We start from the raw sequence: 17,608 nt of genomic DNA on the forward strand, positions 1-17,608 counted from the left end.
CGTCCGGATCGAGCGTCTCGTCACGTCCGGGACATTCTCACTCGACGGCGGCACCTGGGATGTGGACAACAACGTCTGGATCGTGGGCGACGATGAGGAATGCGTGGTGATCGATCCCGCGCACGATGCCAAGACCGTCGCCGCCGCCGTCGGTGGCCGGAAGCTCAAGGCGATCCTGCTGACCCACGGCCATGACGACCACATCCGGTCGGAGTCGACTTCTGGGACCTCGTCCAAGCCCCGATCCACCTTCACCCGGACGACTGGATGCTGTGGCGCAGCGTCTACTCGGATGTGTAACCCGACGTCGCCATCAAGCACGGCGACGTCATTGAGGTGGCGGGGGCCAGCCTGACGGCACTGCACACCCCGGGCACTCGCCCGGCTCGGTGTCCTTCCACCTGGCGGACGGGCCCGACGGCGAAGGCTCGATCTTCAGCGGCGACACCCTGTTCCAGGGCGGCCCCGGCGCCACGGGCCGCTCCAATAGCGACTTCCCCACCATCATCGAATCGATCCGGACGTGGCTACTGCCACTGCCGGCCGAAACAGTGATCCGGACCGGGCACGGCGACAGCACCACCATCGGAGCCGAAGCCCCGCACCTGGACGAGTGGATCGCCCGGGGCCACTAAGGGCCCGAGCCAGGCCGGCCGGCCCGGACAGCCCCGCCAGCGCGGGCTACGCCTCCCGAGAGTCCAACCGTGCATAGCTGCTGAAGTCAGCGTGCCGGAGGGAAGCGTGGCCCGCGTACGCGGCAATAACGGCGTCCTGGACATTCTGGACCGTCAGCCCGGGCACGAGGTCGTTGGCCGCACCGGCGGTCGCCGGGTCCCAGTCCAGGCCCAGGGCTGCATAGCTGTCCGTCAGGACGCTGCGGATGGGCGCGGAATTTTCCACCACGATCACGGAACTGAACAGCCACCCGCCGCTCACCACACGCTGCGCTGTGCCGACGAGTTTGATCCGGCGCGCCGGGTCAGCCGGGTGGGTACCGTGAACGCTGAACTCCCCCGGGCAGTACTCCCCCGGAATTTCGCCAACGGCAGCCTGCACACCGACGTTCCGCAAGGACTGCGCCAGCAGCTCACCAAAGAAACCGAACCGGTCCTTGGACCCAGCAATGGCATCGGCGTGGGGCATCACATGGTCCACCACCAGCGTGCCCTCGTGGTAGGCGGCGGCACGGCCGCCGGCCTTCCGCACCAGAGGTTCAAATCCGTGCTGCCGGCAGACCTGGGCGGCCGCGTCGAAGCCGGGCAGACGGGTATCCCGCTGACCGAAGGCAACAGTGGGTGCGGGCCGGTACAACCGGAGCGTGGGGCCGATCCTGCCGGTCTTCGCCTGGGTCAGCAGTTCGAGGCCGAATTCCAGGTCATGTGCGGCGCCGAGGGAACGATCCTGCCGCACCACGGTGAGCGTCCGGAGTCCCGCTTCGGCGTCCTGCATGTTGCTAAGCTCCCTTATGGTCATATTGCAATTCCTTGTCGTCGCGGCTGCGTTCGCGGTCATCGACGCCGTCTGGCTCAAGCTCATGAACCCGTTCTACCGCAGCCACATCGGTGACCTGCTCGCAGACAAGCCACACTTAGGTTACGCCGTGGCTTTCTATGTCATGTACATAGCGGGGATTGTCTTCTTTGCGCTGCGGCCGGCGCTCGACGGCGGCAGCTGGCTGACCGCCATCGGATATGGGGCCGCCTTGGGCGCCTTTGCCTACGCGACGTACGACCTCACAAATGCCGCCACGCTCAAGACGTGGCCGCTGCAGCTCCTTGTCGTGGATATCCTGTGGGGTGCCGCCCTGACGGGGCTGTCCACCCTCGCCGGGTGGCTGGCGTTCCGCTCCACCTGACATCCAGCGGAGTATTACTGCACCGTCCCCGTCGGGTAGCTAAACTCAGGAACTGGGTCCACCCGCTACTCCTCAGAAGAGGTATTCCACTGATACGCGTCATTAGCTACAACCTCCGTAAGCACCAGGCCAGCGGGGAACTAGGTGATCTTGCCCAGAACTTCGGCGTCGATGCCCTGTGCCTCCAGGAGTGTGACACGTCCGACCTGCCGGACACGCTGGGACCGCTGCAGCTCGCCGACTCCACCAAGGGCAACCGGCTAGGGCTGGCCATCTACTACCGGCCTGACCGATTCACGGCCCACGGCACCAAGACCTTCGCGCTCAAGAAGTCCCTGCACGACATGGTCCTGGCACCCGCACATGAGCGCCTCATTGGCACGCGCGTGCGGGACAACGAGACCGATCACGAACTCGTCATTGCCTCATTCCATGCCGCTCCGCTGACCGCCACCAACTCGCTGCGGCGCAACCAGATCCATGCTGCGCACAAGGAACTGCTGGGTATGGGAACGGGCCTGATGACCCTGATGGTGGGTGACTTCAACTACCCGTTCTTCACGAAGAACCTCAACGAACACATGAAGAATTCCGGTTACGAACTCTCTCTCAGCGACCGCAGGACGTACACCCGATACAAAGTTTTCAAGGGCCACTTCGACTTCGCCACGTCCTTGGGACTGAACATCGAGAACGTGGAAACGCTGCCCCGCGGCGCCTCCGACCACCTGCCCATCCTGGTGACTGCCGAGTATGGCCAGGAATCGACGCCGTGTCAGGAGCCTCCGGCTTCCTGACTGCACATATTTGGAGGCCTGCGTGCGGCACGACTGGATCAACAAAGTGCTACCGGGCGTTGGTGCGTATTGGCAGATGAAGCCGTACAAATGCTCCGCCTGGAAGGGATCCCGGCCACACGCCTAGAAGGCGGCTACCCGGAGTGGGCTGCTGCCGGGCTCCCCGTGGAGGCCGCCCCGAAGCAGGAATAGCATCCGGCTCTGCAGGCGCCCAGAGGGTCCCTGTTATGTGGTTAACTCCGGCGCAGCGTCAGGATCTGTTCGGCGCGGCCGAAGGGGCCCTGGAGATCGTGCAGGACGGTGGATGTGAGGCCAATCCCGTCGGTTCCGAAGGAGACGGCGTTGTCCAGGCCGAGCCATTCGCCCTCGGGCCTGCGGTACATGTGGATCTGCAGGTCCAGGTTGGGGAAGGCGTAGCTGTCTTTGCCCGGCGGGACCCTGGCCGCGATCCCGTTGGCTGTGTCAACGAGCCCCATCAGACGGGCCAGGTCGCCGCTGTCGGCCTTATCCGTCAGGGGGTGCTGGGTGTGGATCCAGACGATGCCCGCGCCGGGCCGGTGGCCCTCGGCAACGCGCATCTCCAGGGACCGGATGTACCCACCTGGCCAGATGGCGGCGCCGTCGAACGGTTTGCATTCATCCGGCGCCGCAATGCCGGAGTCCTCGACGGCGGCAACCGCGGCCGTGTCGCTGGTGATCATCCGCCACGCGGTGGCGCGGACGGCCACCCGGCCGTTGGCAACCAGTTCTGCCTGCAGGAGCTCAATGGTCCGGCCGGGGCGCAGTGTGGTCGTTTCGATGTCGAACCCGCCACCCGGGATCAGGCCCAGGATCTCGTAGCTCAGCCGGGCCATGCGCATATCGTGGCGCGGCTCGTGGCGCTCCAGGCTGTCCGCCATCAGGCCGGAGGCCGGCGCCATGTGCTGTTCGTGCTCGTTCCAGGCCCCCTGGGCGTGGATGGTGGAGCGGAATCGGCCGCCGCCCAGCGCCTGGTAGTAGAAGTCGCCATCGGCCAGTTCCGGGAGTGCAGCAGTCAACATTGACCCTTTCGCTTGTCCTTATGGGGTTCAGCCCACCCTATCCGCATTGCCTGCCTCTGCCTGCGCGGCAGCGCTCCCCCGCGACCTGCGCCGCCGCCGTACCAGCAGCCACGCGATAGGTCCGGCCGCAGCGGCTGCCAGCACAACAATCCCCCACGCGGACCCGGCCGCCAACGCTAGCCACCCTTCGACGGCGGCGAGCCCGATGGTGGCGTAGATCAGTGCCCAGAGGATGGAACCGGCGACGGCGGCAGGAAGGTAGCGCCGCAACGGCATCTTCGCAGCACCGGCGGCAAGGTTGACGGCCGTTTGCAGGCCGACGGTCAGGAACGACAGCGTCACGGCGAACGGTCCCCAGCGGCGGACGAGCTGTTTCGCCTGGCCGGCGCGCCGGCCGTTCCAGGACGACGCGAACCGTGTGTGTTCCACGCCTGCTGCGGCTCCCCGGCCGATCCAGTACGTCGCGTTGACGCGCAGCATAACAATGGCGAACAGGCTGGCCGCCGCCACGCCGAAGGGCAGATCCAGGAAATGGTCCATGAGTTAGGCCGCAGGTTGCGGACGGGCCCCGACGGCGAGCAGGTCGCCCATAAACGGGGACGACTCGGCCTCTTCGTGGGCTGCACTGGTGTATTCCTTGAGCAACACGGAGAGCGGGGCCGTCATGGTCTTCCTCACGTGCAGCAGGGGTCGGAACACCATCATGACGCACCGAACTTAGGTAAGACTAACCTAATGTACTGACCGGCTGTCGGCAAAATTCGGTAGGCCGTAGTCAGTTTGGTACGCCGTCGCTGAGCCGCCTCGTCAACGGCGCGGGTGCGGCCGCTAGGGTTTCACCACGTTTGAGACGGACAGACTAAGGGCGCGCCATTTTTTGAAAAGGCAGATCTTGACGACTTCGCAGCACCTTGCGGGGACGCCGAGGTCATGCAGTTTGTCGGCGACGGTACGTCTTCAAAATCTCCACGCTCCATGACATTTCCGCGACGATCGACTCAAGTAACCAACTGTCCATGCAGGTAGCAGCCAAACTCGGAATGTTGGAAACATCATCTACCGATGGCACAGTGAGCCACTGGATTATTGAACGCCCTGGACCCAGCAACGCGGCCGGCAAGTGACTAGCGGAACATCCCTATTGGCCCCGCTGGGCAGAAAGCTCCAGCATGCGCGTCCGCAGGTCCGGCCACGATTTGGCGAAGCCGGGGTGGAGCTTCTTCAGGTCCACCTCATCCAGCAGGACCCAATGGAGTTCGAGACTTTCCGGATCGCTGATCACGGGGTCAAAAGGCGCGGTCACCAGCACAACAACAGTGGTGTAGGACCAGTAGCCCAAGTCCAGCACAGAGGTGAAGAGCACACTTACATCCGCGGCCGGCACTGCGGCTTCCTCGTGCGCCTCGCGGAGGGCGCCGGTGACGGCATCCTCTCCCTGGTGCAAGGCCCCGCCAGGCAGCCCCCAGGTTCCCCCGTTGTGGCTCCACAGGGCGCGGTGCTGCAGGAGGACGCCCTTGCCCGGGTCATAGGCCAGAACGCCGGCGGCACCGAACCTGCCCCAGAACTTACCGCGGTCGCCCTCCACCCACGCGTCACCGGGATCCCGCGGGCCTGTCCGGGCCGGCGGAAGCTGGAGATTCGCATCAGGGGACGTGGCAGCCAAGGAGTGATCCATGACTCGAGTCTGACAGGTGCCCCGCGGCCCTGACGCGCAGGCGCCGGCCGCGGGTCAGCCGGGTTGGCCCCCGTGACCGCGTTCGACGGCGAAATCACCGCCGGGATACATAACGGTTTCGTGTCCGTCGTCGAAGCGGACCAGGTAGGGCGGATGGCCTTCCTGACCACGTACCTCGACGATTATCCCGTGCCGGTCTGAGGATCCGACGGTCCTCCCCCGGACGATGATCCTGTCGCCCTGCGCTGCCTCCATGGCAATCACCTCCAAGGCCAAGAGTACGACTGACGGAGACCAGAGAACAGGGGTCAGAGCCGTCCCTGGTCACGGTCCCCCGAAAGGCGCTGCAGGTCAGTTCCCTGAGTCGCGATGAGCTGAGCGGCATGGCGGAGCGCGTCGACGGGGTCCTGGTGCCAGCGGGTGATGACGGCGTCGGCCCGCTGGCGCTCGCTGCCATCCAGGCCCTTCAGCAGCGGAACCACAACGTCGGCAACCAGGGGGTCCACCAGCTCACAGGTCTCTGCGGACCTGATGAAGCCCTCCAACCTGGTCAGGTCAGAGTGGCGGAGGAGCGCCACCTGGGACTGCAGCAGCACAACGGCGGCGAGCCGGCGCTCATAGATCGGCCGCCTGCCGGGACTCGGCCGGCCCCAGAGGAGCGATGCCAACGAGGTCACCTCATCGTGGTCAAACTCCTTGAACTTCCTGCCGGCGTCGCGGACAGTGCCGCGTACGGCTCCGACGGACGACCCATAGGATCCAAGTGCCCCGCCCACCCGGGACTCCACGTCTTCCGCCCGGTACCAGGTTCCCTCGTCCTGCAGGGTGGCGTCGATGAAGCCGGCGGCCTCCTGCACCCTTTCGTTCACCGTGTTTTGGTTCAAGGCGCCCGCTACCGTCCCTGCCGGCCGGCAGCGGCGTGGACTATGCAGAACGGCGTCGACGGGCGGGCTTCGAGCCGTCCGTCCGCGATGGGGTCCCCGCACAGGGCGCACGTACCGTAGGTGCCCGCAGCAATCCGCGCCAAGGCCGCGTCCACCTGTTCGAGGCCCCAGCTGCTCTGCTTCAGGAGCGCCGATGCCTGCGATAGCTCGAACGCAATAGTGGAGCCCTCGGGGTCGTGCTCGTCATCCACGTTGGAATCCTGGCGTGCGCCATTGGCTGAGGAGATGTCCGCACGGAGGGCTGGAAGAAGCGCGAGTTTCCGCGCGCGCTCGTCCTCCAGCATGACCCGGAACCGTTCAAAATCGGGCATGGGAATAGCCTAGTGGTTTGGGTCTCGACAAGCGCGGCCGGTTGGAGGATGCTGGCAATCGTAAGCGCCTCAGATGCCGTCTGGCAGCCAGGGACAGACAGCTGATGGACACAAACTCCACAGAGAAAGTCTGCGTGTCATGCCTACAAACATCGTCACCGAGCTGGCAGTCAAGTCCCACAACACGCCGGATGAGAAGCGCCGCCCGGACAAAACCGAAGTGGACCTCGTCAACCTGGGCGACTACACGGTTGGCCGGTTCACGTTCAATCCAGGCTGGCGCTGGTCGGACTGCATCAAGCCGGTGGTCCAGACCGAGTCCTGCCAGAACAACCACGTCGGTTACTGCGTTTCCGGGGCCCTCAACGTCGAGACCACCGATGGCAATCGGATCAACATCAGCGCCGGCGACTCCTACACCATTCCGCCAGGGCATGACGCCTGGGTGGACGGCGATCAGGCCTTCGTCGGAATTGAATTCCTCAGCGCCGCGGAATTCGCCAAAGCCCCGGGAACGTGACCCGACTGCCGTCCCAGAGCAGGTCAGTACCAGTTCTTGGCCACGGAATGGTTCCACGCGCCGCAGGGTGACCCGTAGCGGTCCGCGATGTACGACAGTCCCCAATTGACCTGAGTCCGGTAGCTGGTGAGCCAGTCACTCCCGGCGCTGCCGTACTTACTGGCCGGCAGCGCCTGAGCGATCCCGTATGCGCCCGAGTAGGGGTTGGTGGCAGTGGTCAGCCAGTTGGATTCCTTGGTCCACAGCGACGCCAGGCACTGGAACTGGTCCTGGCCCCAGCCGTAGGCTCCCAGCTGGCCGGCCGCGTAGTTTTTTGCGCCAGCGGGGTCGTTCACAGCGCCGCCCGGCACAGAAGGCACGACGACGACGGGCGGCGGTGGCGGCGTCGGGCTGGGGACGGGAGCGGGGGCGGGCACTCCCGGTACAGCCGGTGGGGCCGGCGCCGGGTTCACAGGTTTCTGCGCGGCAGCGAGGGCAGCCGCCTTGGCTGCCGCCTCCGCCAGTTGGCGTGCCTGTTCCTGGGCTGCGGCCCGTTTGGCGGCCTGCGCCGTTTCGTACGCGGCCAAGGCTGCCTGGCCCTGCCGGAACTCCCCCTCCACCGCAGCGGTGGTGCCCTTGAGGGAGGCCAACTGCGCGGTCAGTTCCTGGCCGTGCTCCTCCTGCTCCGCGATCTGCCGGGACATCGCCTGCTGGGCGGACTGGGCGGCGTCGAGCTTGGTCCTGGCCTCCCCGGCCAGGCGCTCACGTTCGGCCCTGGCTGTCTGCTCCTGCTCAGCCAGGGCGCGGGAAATGCGTTCAGCGGCTGCGGATTTGTGCACTAGGGCAGCAGTCTTGTCGCTGACGATCTGGACGATGTTCAGGCCTTGGATGCTGTTGGTCTGCACAGCGTCGAGGGCAACGAAGAAACCCATATTGGTGCCACCAGTCTTGTACGACTGGGCTGCCAGGGCACCGATTTCCTTTTTGTACTGTCCCAGTTCGGCCGTGGCGCGTGCAGTCTGGGCGGTCAGGGCGTCCACGGTAGACGTGGCGGCCTGAAGCGCCACTTCGGCCAGGGCGTACTCGGCGGCGGACGTCACGGCCGCATTGCCCAGCGCCTCTGCTCCGGTCTGGAGCCCGCCCAGCAGCCCGGTGATCCTGGCGACCTCTGCCGCTTTGCCGGCTTCGCTTTGCTTGGCGTTCTGCACGTCCTGCCAGGAGGGATAGCCACCCGGCGGCGCGTCGTCGGCGGCATGTGAGGGAAGCAGCGCAACCGACCCGGCCAGGGCAACGGCCAGCATTCCGGCGAGGGCGGGCAGCCGCATTTTTTGAACAAACCGGGACATAGTTGGTGAGCTTACCGGGCATATACGGATTACAGGGCCTGACCTGCAACATCGTTACCGAGGAGTAGCGCATCCGTGCTGAAAGACGGGTGGATTCCAGGCCTACATTCCGTTATCGGAATGTGACATTGCCGCCGAATAGAAGTTATGGTCATGCGGTGGCCTGGCTCAAGCCGGGACATTCCCGCCAGTATGCCGAGCCCTGCCGCTGACCGGGATCCAGTCGCTTTCCAACTGGCAGGGACGGGGGAACCACGTTTCCACGGCTTTTCGAAGCCTTGGGGTTAAGTCAGTATCGCTCCGTCCTGTGCGGAATCGATGCCGGCCGGGTATCTCCGACCCGAACCCGACAGCTCACCCCGCAGGCATGGGAGAGGCGATCAACCGTGTCCAATATTTCAACTGCCGCACGCCACCGTGCGGTTCCTGCCAGCTCTACCGTCCTCGTTGGCCTGTCTTCAACGGCCAAAGCCCACGCCCTGACGTTCGGCCGGCCGGCCCTGGTGGCTGTTGCCGCCTCCGGCCTGCTGTTCAGCATCGGCGCCCCGGCGCAGGCCGGCGTCCACGGCCCCGACAATTCCGGGACTGTCAACGTTCAGGGCCAGGTCAGCGCACCTGCCCCGGCCGCAGTTGCCCCGGCACCCGCCGCGGCCAACGTTCACACTGTCGTTTCAGGCGACACACTGGGCGCAATTTCCACCAAGTACGGCGTCGCACTCAACGACGTGCTGGCTGTCAACGGCCTGACGATGACCACCATCATCTACCCCGGCGACCAGATCCAGATCCCCGGTGCCGGCTACACAGCACCGGCCCCGGCGGCGAAGGCCGCCGCGGCCCCGGCCGCCCCAACCAACACCGGCATCCAGCTGGCCTCAACGTCCGCACCGGCGGCACAGGCGCCGGCCGGCTCACTCGGCGCGGCCATCCTGGCTTCCGCCAATTCCCAGCTCGGCCTCCAGCAGGACTGCACTGCCATGGTGGAGAAAGCGCTGCGCTCGGTCGGTAAGAGCGTGGGAGACCTGGCGCCGGGCCAGTTCTACCAGTACGGCACGGTGGTGGGCACGCCTGCCGCCGGTGACCTGGTCATCACGGCCGGCCATGTGGGCGTCTACGCCGGCAACGGCCAGGTTGTCAGTGGCGGGGTGGACGGTTACAAGACCGAAGTCCACTCCATCAGCTGGCTCTCCGGAGCGTCCTTCGTCCGCGTAGCGTGATCCGGCCGTGCACGACGGCGGCGGGTGGCACCCAGCTGCGCGCCGCCGTCGTCCACCCCTTGTGTTCACTCAGGTCCCGCAGAAGGTCCGGTAGCTCCCGAAGGTTTCAGGGGCGGGGCCTGCGTAGCGTTCCAGGCCGGGCCGCGGCGTGTACGGATCCGCAAGGACGTTCACCAAGAGGTTGAAGGGGTCCAGGTCGCCTGCAACAGCAGCGTCAAGGGCCTCCTCCACCAGATGGTTCCTGGGGATGTAGACGGGGTTGACCCGGTCCATCAGGTCCGCATCCGGCACCAGGTCCAGCCACGGTTCGGCCCAGGCGTCGAAGGCTCCCGGGTCCGCGAACATGGCCCGGGCAGTTTCCGGGGTACCGCGGGCCGCCGAACCAAGGCTCCGGAAGAAGGACGTGTAATCCACCTGACCTTCCTGAAGCAGGCCCAGCACGCCGTCCACCAGAGGCGACGCGACGTCGTCGTGCGTGTCCGCGCGCAGCCCAAGCTTGGATTTCATGCCGGCTGACCAGGCCGCGCTGTACAGCGTGCGGAAGGCGCCGAGGGACTCTACGGCGAGCGCAACGGCCTGATCCTGCTCTTCATGGAACAGGGGCAGGAGTGCTTCGGCAAGCCGGGTGAGGTTCCATTCGGCAATGAGCGGCTGGTTGCCGTAGGCGTACCGTCCGCCCTCGTCGATGGAGCTGTAGACGGCGGCCGGGTTATACGCGTCCATAAACGCACACGGTCCGTAGTCGATGGTCTCGCCTGAGATGGTCATGTTGTCGGTGTTCATCACGCCGTGGACGAATCCCACCAGCATCCATTGCGCCACCAGGGACGCCTGGGCGGCTATGACCGCATCGAAGAACGCAAGATAGGAATTTTCGGCCTGCGCCGCGTCCGGGTGATGGCGGCTGATGGCATGATCGGCCAGGCGGCGGAGGAGGTCTGTGTCGCCGTTGACGCGGGCGAACTGGAAGCTGCCGACACGCAGGTGGCTGCTCGCCACCCGGGTGAGCACAGCCCCGGGCAGCATGGTTTCGCGGCGGACGGGCCGGCCCGTGGCCACCACGGCAAGGGACCTCGTGGTGGGGATGCCCATCGCGTGCATGGCTTCACTGACGACGTATTCACGCAGCATGGGACCGACGACGGCGAGTCCGTCACCAGCGCGGGCGAACGGCGTCCGGCCGGAGCCCTTGAGATGGATGTCGCGAAGCTGCCCGTGGATGTCAGTGACCTCACCGAGCAGGAGCGCACGGCCGTCGCCGAGTACGGGTGAGTATCCGCCGAACTGGTGGCCGGCATACGCCTGGGCCACCGGTGTGGCCCCTTCAGGAATCTGGTTGCCGATGAGCAACCGAGTCCCCTCGGGCGTCCGCAGCGAGGACGGGACCAGGCCCAGCTCGCTGGCCAACGGCTCGTTCAGGACGAGCAGCTGCGGGTCTGGCGCTTCCTCTGCCTGCCAGGGAACCGCCAACTCCTCGAGTTCGCGGGCGAAACGCCCGTCGAAGGTGAGCGTTAGTGGGATAGCGGTGCTCATGCTTCAAGACTACTCGCGGCAGGATCGCCCATACGGCGACAGGTCGGATGTGCTGTCTCAGAACACTGTCCGTACCAGGCGAGGGTGTCGTTCCAGGCGGCCGTGGCCTGGGTTTCCTTGTAGCGCTCGCCGGTGTCGTTGTGGAAGGCATGGTCCACGCCGGGGTAAACGGTGAGCTGATGCGTCACCGTGGTGGCGTCCAAGGCATCGCGGAGGGCTGGCATGGCACCGGTGATCCGCTGGTCACGTTCTGCATATACTCCAAACGCCACCGCCTTGAAGCGGCGGGCAACGTTCTGGATGTGCGGGGTCAGACCACGGTTCTCGTGGCACACCAGCACCGCCGGGCCGGCTGCACCGGATTCGGACCGGGCGAGGCAACCACTGATGTCCGTTCCGTCGGACGCGAACCGGATGGTCGCCGTCGTAATCCCCGAGGCGCCCTCCGGGACGGAAAGCGGACTGTTGGCCCCGGCACAGCCCCGCCCGACGGCAGCTGGACGGGCACCGCGCACTGCCTAACGGTTATCCGCGCCTATCCTTCCGGCCTCACGCGATGAAGGAACGGCTGGGCGGAGTCTGTAGCCTTGAGGCGTGGGACATTCAGCGGTCATCATCGGCGCGGGAATCGGCGGCCTGAGCACGGCACGGGCCCTGACGCGTCACGGCTGGGCAGTGAAAGTATTGGAGCAGGCGGCGGCCCTGCCGGCGTCGGGCACCATGCTGGGCATGTGGCCGGCCGCGATGAAGGCCCTCGACGACATTGGTGTTGACGCCTCACGCCGCACTGATGGCTGGGCGCATATTGCTGCCGGCGCAGGAACACGGCTCTGGACGCCGGGCGGGCGGACGTTGGTGACAGCCCCCGGCGGCGCCGACCTGAACCTGGTCTCCCGGCCCGCGTTGCTCGCCGCTCTAGCCCGGGACATCGACGTCAGCTTCAACACGCAGATCGTCGACCCCGGACAGCTGGACGATGCAGAGCTGGTAGTCGGTGCAGACGGCACCTTCAGCCGCACCCGGCAGCGGATGTTCGGTGACCGGTTCCGCGCCCGCTCCCTTGGAGCCGTCGCATGGCGGGGCACCGTCAAGGGCGCCGTAGCCGAATACGGCGAGATCTGGGCCCCCGGGGCACTGTTCGGCATCACACCGGCAGGTCCGGACGCGACCAACTGGTATGCATGCATCCGCGCCAACCAGACGTTTGATGGACCACACCTGCCCCACATAGTGAACCATTTCGGGTCCTGGTATCGCGGAGTGAGGGAGCTGATTGACAGGATCGAAGAAGGAGCCATTTTGCATCATGGTCTCTTCGAGGCACCAAGGTTGCCGTCGTACATCACTGGAAAGACGGCGCTGGTGGGCGACGCCGCCCACGCAATGGCGCCTTTCCTTGGGCGTGGCGCCTGCGAGGCCATCGTGGATGGAGCCACACTGGGGCGGTCCGTGGCGCAGGGCTCCTCTGTCGAGGCGGGTCTTGCCGTGTTCGACAAGAAACGCAGGGCGCGGACTCAGCGGCTGGTGTTGGCCTCGCGCGTGATGGGCCAATTCGCCATGACGGATACCGGCGCAGGAATCCGCAACGCGGCGGTCGGCACTGTCGGCCGGCTTATGAAGCCCAGGCCACGGCGGGATCTCGGGCTCCCCCGTCGCTAAGAGGCGTCAGTCACGCGATCGCATGAGCGGTGGATTGAGCACGGCATGCGTTGGCTGGCCTGCTGTCGGGCGGGCCGTTTCGGCGAGCCTAAAGAGCGCAGCGGGGCGGCCGGCGTCGCCCGAGGTCATCCGCCCGGTGCTCTCCAGAAAACCAGGCGTTCCCGTGGCCTTCCGGTGGAAGTTCCTGGGGTCGAGTCGGGTGTCCCAAACGGCCTCATACACAGCACGGAGCTGGGCAACGGTGAATTCCTCACCGCAGAAGGCCGCCGCCAACGGCGAGTATTCAAGCTTTGATTTTGCCCGCTCCACTGCATCGTCGAGGATCCGCTTATGGTCGAAGGCGAGCTGCACCTGGCCCCTCAGGATCTGGCTGACCGGATACCAGCCGGCGTGCTCGGCGTCGCTGCCGGCAGACAGTACCGGGAAATTGGGAGCGAGCAGTAAGTGAGCCACGGTGAGCACATCACCGCGCGGATCGCGCCCCTTCGGGCCATAGCTCCCCAGTTGCTCCAGGTAGCCGGGGACGTGCTCGACGCCGGTCTCCTCAGCGAGTTCACGGGCAGCCGCTGTCGCCAGGTCCTCGCCGGCAAGTACAAAACCGCCCGGGAGGGCGAGTGCGCCGCGGAACGGCTCAATGAGCCGGGTGATGAGCAGGACGTTCAGGGTGTCGTCTGCCACGGTGAGGGCGACGACGTCGACCGTCACCGGGAAGCGCGCGGGCTCCGGGTGAGATTCAGGCATGTCCCCATCTTAGGAACTTATCGTCAACCTGACAATAAGTTCCGGCGCGGCCTATCGTTGATTATCGTCAGAGTGACGACAAGGACCGTTGAGGAGAATCCCATGGCCAGCATCAAGAACTACCCCTGGATCAGCCACTTCTTGGGCAGCCCAACCGGCTACGTCGTCCACCTCCAGAAGGGCTCGGTCCGCCACGAGGGAGTGGGCCAGGCGTTCTGGTACCGCCCCGCAGTCTCCGTGCTCAGCGAGGTTCCCGTCGATGACCAGGAACTGCCCACTCTCTTCCACGCCATCACCCGCGACCACCAGGACGTGAGCATCCAGGCAAACGTGACCTACCGCTTCATCGATCCCGTGGCCGTCTCCAGCCGGCTCGACTTCGGCCTCCAACCGTCCGGCGCGGGTCCCGCAACCGGCAGGGAGCAGGTCGCCACCATCATCGGCCAACTGTGCCAAAGCCACGCCATTGACCAGATCGCCACCACGACGCTGGCCGAGGCCCTGGAACGCGCCGTCAGCCAGCTCCGCACGGTCCTTACCGAGGCGCTGCGCTCGGACGCCCGGCTCCTGTCCACCGGCATCGAGATCCTTGGCGTGCAGGTCCTGGCCGTCCGGCCGGAGTCGGACGTCGAAAGAGCCCTCCAAACACCGGTCCGCGAACAGCTCCAGGCCGAAGCAGACCGCGCCGTTTACGAACGCCGGGCCGTCGCCGTCGAACGTGAACGGACCATTTCAGAGAACGAAATGGCGAGCCAGATCGAACTGGCCACCCGCCGCGAACACCTGGTGGCGCAGGAAGGCGCCAACGCACGGCGTGCTGCCGAGGAAAAGGCAGCCGCTGGGCTGATCGACGCGCATGCTTCGGCCGAACGTCAAGGCATCAGCGCCGACGCCGAGGCGAACCAGATCCGGCTCTTGGGCGAGGCTGCTGCTGCACGCGAGGCCGCCACCATGGAGGTCTACCAGGATGTCGACAAGGCCACGCTTCTAGGCCTGGCCCTCCGCGAGGCAGCCGGTTCGCTGCCGAACATCGGGAACCTGACCATCACGCCGGACCTCTTGAGCGGGGCGCTGGCCGGGCTGCTGCGGGAGCCTGTGGGCGGCGCGGCCTTGGCTGATGCAGGCCGCGTAGCGGCAGGCATCACCGGCAACGCCGGGAAGTAGGTTCCCGGCATGGCAAATCCCCGCCTTGTCATCGTCCACCGACGGACCGAACTCCAAGAACTGCTGGACCGGCACGCCACCCGCGGCCAGGCCGAATTCTTCCTCCGCACGCGGGGACGCAACATCCAAGAGGTCCAGGAGCGCCACGGCAGGATCACAGCCGCGCTCGATACGGTCCGGGCCGCCGTTCCGGCGGAGTGGCGTCACGCCGAAGTGGAACGCACGGACCTCAGCCGCTTCCTGCTGACGCCGGAGGACATCGTGGCCGTGGTGGGCCAGGACGGACTGGTGGCCAACGCGGCCAAGTACCTCAACGGCCAGCCAGTCATCGGGATAGATCCGGAGCCGGGAGCGAATCCCGGCATCCTGGTCCGGCACACGCCCAACGGGGCAGCAAAGCTACTCCGGGAAGCTGCCCTGGCCGGGCCGAAGCGGCTGAACACCCAGGAACTCGCCACAGTGACAGCACGCCTCGACGACGGGCAGCAGCTCTCGGCGCTCAACGAGATCTTCATCGGGCACGCCTCGCACCAGTCGGCCCGGTACCAGCTCATTACCCCGGACGACCGAACCGAACGGCAGTCCTCGTCCGGGGTGATCGTCTCCACCGGCACAGGCGCCACGGGCTGGTGCGCATCCATCGCCCTCGAACGCGGAGGACGCGCCCTGCCGGCGCCGGCAGACCTACAGCTAGCGTGGTTCGTCCGCGAAGCCTGGCCCTCCCCCATCACCGGAGCTTCCCTGACGGAGGGAGTGCTGGAGACCGGCGAAACACTCCGGATCACCGTCGCATCCGATCAGCTCGTGGTGTTCGGCGACGGCATGGAAAAAGACCGGCTGAGCGCTTCCTGGGGCCAGGAAATCACGGTGCGGTTGGCCGAAAGGCCGCTGCGCCTGGTGGTGTGAGCACGTTGCCTAGTCAATCCGGCTCGCGTGTGTTGTGATTTTGACTAGTCGAGGAATAGCGCCGGAGATCCCCGGCTCTTTCGGAAAGCTCATCGTTACGACAAGATGGCAACGCGTCAGGAGGCGAGGCGATGGCATCCATGGATGGAACCGTGGCACTGGTAACGGGCGCCGCTGGAGGCTTGGGAGGCGCTGTGGCAACCGGCCTTGCACGCGAAGGTGCCTTGGTCGCGGTAGTGGGACGCTCAACAGCCCGGGCGAAAGAGGCGATGGAGGGCATCCGCCGGCACGTTCCGGGCGCAAATCTTGAGCCATTGGTCTGTGACCTCTCAGACCAGTCCTCGATTCATACGGCGGCTGCTGACTTCCTGTCCCGCCACGAACGGCTCGACGTGCTGGTCAACGCAGCCGGTGTGTTCCGCAAGGAGCGCCACGTGACTGTCGACGGGCTCGAACTGACCTTCGCGACCAACGTGATGGCCTACTTCCTGCTGACCAACCTGCTGTTGGACGCGCTCACGCACGCCGCCGATACAGGCGGCGACGCCGGAGCTTCGGACAGTCCGGCCGGATCGCTGCGCGTGTCCCGCATCGTCAACATTGCGTCCAGGTACGGCAATGCCAAGCTGAACTTCGACGACCTCCAGGCGGCGCAGGGCAAGTACAGTTACCTTCGTTCGACGCCGCCCACCATGCTCGCCCGTGTCCTCCTCACCCAGGAGTTCGCTGAGCGTCTGCGTGGCTCAGGCGTGGTGGCCAACGCCGTTCATCCGGGGCTGGTCAAGAACACTTCGCTGTTAACGGACGTTGGCGGTCCCTTCCGCTGGATCACCAACACGTTCGGCGCACCGGCCGAGCAGGCGGCTGACACACCGATCTGGCTCGCCACGTCACCCAAAACAGCGGGACTCTCCGGAAAGCTGTGGGCCAAGCGCAAGGAGCTTCCGACGCCCGGCATGGGATCGGGCCCCGAAGCCCGGAAGCGCTTGTGGGACGCGTGCGCGCACCTGGCCGGGATGCCCTGACGTTGCCCAGTTAATGCACGGTGTAGGGCTCAGCAGTCAGTAAAGGAAGATCGGCAGCCAGTCGCGGTTGTGGGCGTGAACCAGCGCGAGAAACAGAACGAAGTCGAAGACTAAGTGCACGGTCACAACGTAGGTGAACGACTTTGTCAGCTTGAAGGTGTAGCCCTGCAGCAGGGCGAACGGGAACGTCAGGAGCGGCCCCCAGGCCATGTAGCCGATCTCCCAAAGGAAGGACGAGAAGACCACAGCCTGCAGGATGTTGGCCAGCCAGTCCGGGAAGTGTTGCCGCAGAAGGGTGAAAGTGGTGCAGATAAAAAACAGTTCGTCCCAGATACCCACAGCGTTCACGCCGAGAAACAGCCGCCAGAAGATCGTGGGGTCGGAGGCATCCGGCCAGTTTTGATACACCCCTGTCCGGATCAGGTACACGGGCAGAATAAGGTAGCCGAGCGCCACAACACCCAGCAGGTACAGCTTTGCGCTCAACGGCCATTTGCGGCCCGTGTTCACCGGAAATTGGATGATCTTCTCGCGGTAGGCGAACCGCGACACCAGCCACGGAATCAGCACAGCCAACGCAAGGGCACCTCCCATGAGCGTCATGTGCGGGATGCTTAGATCGGCGTTCAGCGGAACCAGGCTGATGATCACCATCCCCGCAGCAATTACCGCGAGGTGCCGCACGAATTCGCGGTCGATCAGTGCGGCCGTAACCAGGCTCAAGGCCAGCACGCTGTAGCCCAGGAGGTCATTCTCGACGCCGAATAGCAACACCCCAGACGCCGAGAGCAACACCGCAGGCACCAGCTTCCAGGTGAGCGCGGTACGGGGTGGCTGCGTCGAAATCGATGTCACCCCACAAGCATGTCACGGCGGCCGTGGCACGAAACTGTTCA

At 65.7% G+C, this 17,608-nt stretch carries 21 protein-coding genes, 1 pseudogene and 1 riboswitch; of the genes and pseudogenes, 9 read left to right on the forward strand and 13 right to left on the reverse strand.

Annotated elements, in window-relative coordinates:
* The first annotated feature begins 7 nt into the window (after positions 1–7).
* Positions 8–635: pseudogene (locus tag ACZYZ4_RS04025) on the forward strand (MBL fold metallo-hydrolase).
* Between the two features lie 46 nt (positions 636–681).
* On the opposite strand, the gene ACZYZ4_RS04030 reads toward ACZYZ4_RS04025, so the two are convergent.
* Complete coding sequence (locus ACZYZ4_RS04030) at positions 682–1,449, reverse strand: lipoate--protein ligase family protein (protein ID WP_463858624.1); 768 nt, start codon at positions 1,447–1,449, stop codon at positions 682–684.
* 16 nt (positions 1,450–1,465) lie between these two features.
* Between ACZYZ4_RS04030 and ACZYZ4_RS04035 the strand changes: the two genes are divergently transcribed.
* Together ACZYZ4_RS04035 and ACZYZ4_RS04040 are read left to right on the forward strand one after the other, a co-directional pair.
* The gene (locus tag ACZYZ4_RS04035; RefSeq protein WP_463858408.1) at positions 1,466–1,855 is read left to right on the forward strand and encodes a DUF2177 family protein; all 390 of its coding nucleotides are present in this window, start codon (positions 1,466–1,468) and stop codon (positions 1,853–1,855) included.
* 92 nt (positions 1,856–1,947) lie between these two features.
* A complete protein-coding gene (locus ACZYZ4_RS04040; RefSeq protein ID WP_463858625.1) occupies positions 1,948–2,652 on the forward strand; it encodes an endonuclease/exonuclease/phosphatase family protein in 705 nt (234 codons plus the stop codon).
* A 233-nt stretch (positions 2,653–2,885) separates the two neighbouring features.
* Here ACZYZ4_RS04040 and ACZYZ4_RS04045 read toward each other — a convergent pair whose 3' ends face one another.
* From ACZYZ4_RS04045 to ACZYZ4_RS04075, 7 genes are all read right to left on the reverse strand, one after another.
* A complete protein-coding gene (locus tag ACZYZ4_RS04045; protein WP_463858627.1) occupies positions 2,886–3,689 on the reverse strand; it encodes a thioesterase family protein in 804 nt (267 codons plus the stop codon).
* 30 nt (positions 3,690–3,719) lie between these two features.
* Positions 3,720–4,232 carry a DedA family protein gene (locus ACZYZ4_RS04050; RefSeq protein WP_463858410.1) on the reverse strand — a complete coding sequence of 171 codons (513 nt, stop codon included), beginning with the start codon at positions 4,230–4,232 and terminating at the stop codon, positions 3,720–3,722.
* Positions 4,233–4,235: 3 nt separating this feature from the next.
* The gene (locus ACZYZ4_RS04055) at positions 4,236–4,358 is read right to left on the reverse strand and encodes a hypothetical protein (RefSeq protein WP_463858412.1); all 123 of its coding nucleotides are present in this window, start codon (positions 4,356–4,358) and stop codon (positions 4,236–4,238) included.
* A gap of 472 nt (positions 4,359–4,830) precedes the next feature.
* Positions 4,831–5,367: an NUDIX domain-containing protein gene (locus ACZYZ4_RS04060; RefSeq protein WP_463858414.1), complete on the reverse strand. Its 537-nt coding sequence runs from the start codon at positions 5,365–5,367 to the stop codon at positions 4,831–4,833.
* Positions 5,368–5,421: 54 nt separating this feature from the next.
* Positions 5,422–5,622: a DUF1918 domain-containing protein gene (locus tag ACZYZ4_RS04065; protein WP_463858416.1), complete on the reverse strand. Its 201-nt coding sequence runs from the start codon at positions 5,620–5,622 to the stop codon at positions 5,422–5,424.
* Between the two features lie 53 nt (positions 5,623–5,675).
* A complete protein-coding gene (locus ACZYZ4_RS04070) occupies positions 5,676–6,236 on the reverse strand; it encodes a DNA alkylation repair protein (RefSeq protein WP_463858418.1) in 561 nt (186 codons plus the stop codon).
* A gap of 23 nt (positions 6,237–6,259) precedes the next feature.
* The gene (locus ACZYZ4_RS04075; RefSeq protein WP_463858420.1) at positions 6,260–6,622 is read right to left on the reverse strand and encodes a TraR/DksA family transcriptional regulator; all 363 of its coding nucleotides are present in this window, start codon (positions 6,620–6,622) and stop codon (positions 6,260–6,262) included.
* A gap of 139 nt (positions 6,623–6,761) precedes the next feature.
* On the opposite strand from ACZYZ4_RS04075, the gene ACZYZ4_RS04080 reads away from it, so the two are divergent.
* On the forward strand, positions 6,762–7,142 hold the full coding sequence (locus ACZYZ4_RS04080; protein WP_463858422.1) for a cupin domain-containing protein: 381 nt from the start codon (positions 6,762–6,764) through the stop codon (positions 7,140–7,142).
* A gap of 23 nt (positions 7,143–7,165) precedes the next feature.
* Here the strand turns inward: ACZYZ4_RS04080 and ACZYZ4_RS04085 are convergent, their stop codons facing one another.
* Positions 7,166–8,467, reverse strand: a complete 1,302-nt coding sequence (locus ACZYZ4_RS04085; protein WP_463858424.1) for a coiled-coil domain-containing protein — start codon at positions 8,465–8,467, stop codon at positions 7,166–7,168.
* A gap of 214 nt (positions 8,468–8,681) precedes the next feature.
* A riboswitch (cyclic di-AMP (ydaO/yuaA leader) is annotated at positions 8,682–8,850 on the forward strand.
* Between the two features lie 3 nt (positions 8,851–8,853).
* Here ACZYZ4_RS04085 and ACZYZ4_RS04090 point away from each other — a divergent pair.
* The gene (locus tag ACZYZ4_RS04090) at positions 8,854–9,684 is read left to right on the forward strand and encodes a C40 family peptidase (protein WP_463858425.1); all 831 of its coding nucleotides are present in this window, start codon (positions 8,854–8,856) and stop codon (positions 9,682–9,684) included.
* 69 nt (positions 9,685–9,753) lie between these two features.
* Here ACZYZ4_RS04090 and ACZYZ4_RS04095 read toward each other — a convergent pair whose 3' ends face one another.
* Positions 9,754–11,217, reverse strand: a complete 1,464-nt coding sequence (locus ACZYZ4_RS04095; RefSeq protein WP_463858426.1) for a protein adenylyltransferase SelO — start codon at positions 11,215–11,217, stop codon at positions 9,754–9,756.
* Positions 11,214–11,732 (reverse strand): dienelactone hydrolase family protein, encoded by a 519-nt coding sequence (locus ACZYZ4_RS04100; protein ID WP_463858428.1) that lies wholly within the window; start codon positions 11,730–11,732, stop codon positions 11,214–11,216. Before ACZYZ4_RS04100 ends, ACZYZ4_RS04095 begins: the two co-directional genes overlap by 4 nt.
* A gap of 79 nt (positions 11,733–11,811) precedes the next feature.
* Between ACZYZ4_RS04100 and ACZYZ4_RS04105 the strand changes: the two genes are divergently transcribed.
* Positions 11,812–12,876: an FAD-dependent oxidoreductase gene (locus tag ACZYZ4_RS04105; protein WP_463858430.1), complete on the forward strand. Its 1,065-nt coding sequence runs from the start codon at positions 11,812–11,814 to the stop codon at positions 12,874–12,876.
* Between the two features lie 6 nt (positions 12,877–12,882).
* Here the strand turns inward: ACZYZ4_RS04105 and ACZYZ4_RS04110 are convergent, their stop codons facing one another.
* On the reverse strand, positions 12,883–13,617 hold the full coding sequence (locus tag ACZYZ4_RS04110) for an NUDIX hydrolase (RefSeq protein ID WP_463858432.1): 735 nt from the start codon (positions 13,615–13,617) through the stop codon (positions 12,883–12,885).
* Between the two features lie 102 nt (positions 13,618–13,719).
* On the opposite strand from ACZYZ4_RS04110, the gene ACZYZ4_RS04115 reads away from it, so the two are divergent.
* The 3 genes from ACZYZ4_RS04115 (at position 13,720) to ACZYZ4_RS04125 (ending at position 16,712) form a co-directional block, all read left to right on the forward strand.
* Positions 13,720–14,781, forward strand: coding sequence for an SPFH domain-containing protein (locus ACZYZ4_RS04115; RefSeq protein ID WP_463858434.1), 1,062 nt, complete (start codon positions 13,720–13,722; stop codon positions 14,779–14,781).
* 9 nt (positions 14,782–14,790) lie between these two features.
* A complete protein-coding gene (locus tag ACZYZ4_RS04120; RefSeq protein WP_463858435.1) occupies positions 14,791–15,687 on the forward strand; it encodes a diacylglycerol kinase catalytic domain-containing protein in 897 nt (298 codons plus the stop codon).
* A 131-nt stretch (positions 15,688–15,818) separates the two neighbouring features.
* Positions 15,819–16,712, forward strand: a complete 894-nt coding sequence (locus ACZYZ4_RS04125) for an SDR family NAD(P)-dependent oxidoreductase (protein WP_463858437.1) — start codon at positions 15,819–15,821, stop codon at positions 16,710–16,712.
* 36 nt (positions 16,713–16,748) lie between these two features.
* On the opposite strand, the gene ACZYZ4_RS04130 is transcribed toward ACZYZ4_RS04125, so the two are convergent.
* Positions 16,749–17,567, reverse strand: a complete 819-nt coding sequence (locus ACZYZ4_RS04130; RefSeq protein ID WP_463858439.1) for a CPBP family intramembrane glutamic endopeptidase — start codon at positions 17,565–17,567, stop codon at positions 16,749–16,751.
* Between the last annotated feature and the right edge of the window lie 41 nt (positions 17,568–17,608).

Source organism: Pseudarthrobacter adonitolis, assembly GCF_055412845.1.

Coding starts and splice junctions, on each gene's coding strand:
- ACZYZ4_RS04030 (WP_463858624.1), bottom strand. CDS start 1,449: ATGCAGGACGCCGAAGCGGGACTCCGGACGCTCACCGTGGTGCGGCAG.
- ACZYZ4_RS04035 (WP_463858408.1), top strand. CDS start 1,466: ATGGTCATATTGCAATTCCTTGTCGTCGCGGCTGCGTTCGCGGTCATC.
- ACZYZ4_RS04050 (WP_463858410.1), bottom strand. CDS start 4,232: ATGGACCATTTCCTGGATCTGCCCTTCGGCGTGGCGGCGGCCAGCCTG.
- ACZYZ4_RS04055 (WP_463858412.1), bottom strand. CDS start 4,358: ATGACGGCCCCGCTCTCCGTGTTGCTCAAGGAATACACCAGTGCAGCC.
- ACZYZ4_RS04060 (WP_463858414.1), bottom strand. CDS start 5,367: ATGGATCACTCCTTGGCTGCCACGTCCCCTGATGCGAATCTCCAGCTT.
- ACZYZ4_RS04065 (WP_463858416.1), bottom strand. CDS start 5,622: ATGGAGGCAGCGCAGGGCGACAGGATCATCGTCCGGGGGAGGACCGTC.
- ACZYZ4_RS04075 (WP_463858420.1), bottom strand. CDS start 6,622: ATGCCCGATTTTGAACGGTTCCGGGTCATGCTGGAGGACGAGCGCGCG.
- ACZYZ4_RS04080 (WP_463858422.1), top strand. CDS start 6,762: ATGCCTACAAACATCGTCACCGAGCTGGCAGTCAAGTCCCACAACACG.
- ACZYZ4_RS04085 (WP_463858424.1), bottom strand. CDS start 8,467: ATGTCCCGGTTTGTTCAAAAAATGCGGCTGCCCGCCCTCGCCGGAATG.
- ACZYZ4_RS04095 (WP_463858426.1), bottom strand. CDS start 11,217: ATGAGCACCGCTATCCCACTAACGCTCACCTTCGACGGGCGTTTCGCC.
- ACZYZ4_RS04110 (WP_463858432.1), bottom strand. CDS start 13,617: ATGCCTGAATCTCACCCGGAGCCCGCGCGCTTCCCGGTGACGGTCGAC.
- ACZYZ4_RS04115 (WP_463858434.1), top strand. CDS start 13,720: ATGGCCAGCATCAAGAACTACCCCTGGATCAGCCACTTCTTGGGCAGC.
- ACZYZ4_RS04120 (WP_463858435.1), top strand. CDS start 14,791: ATGGCAAATCCCCGCCTTGTCATCGTCCACCGACGGACCGAACTCCAA.
- ACZYZ4_RS04125 (WP_463858437.1), top strand. CDS start 15,819: ATGGCATCCATGGATGGAACCGTGGCACTGGTAACGGGCGCCGCTGGA.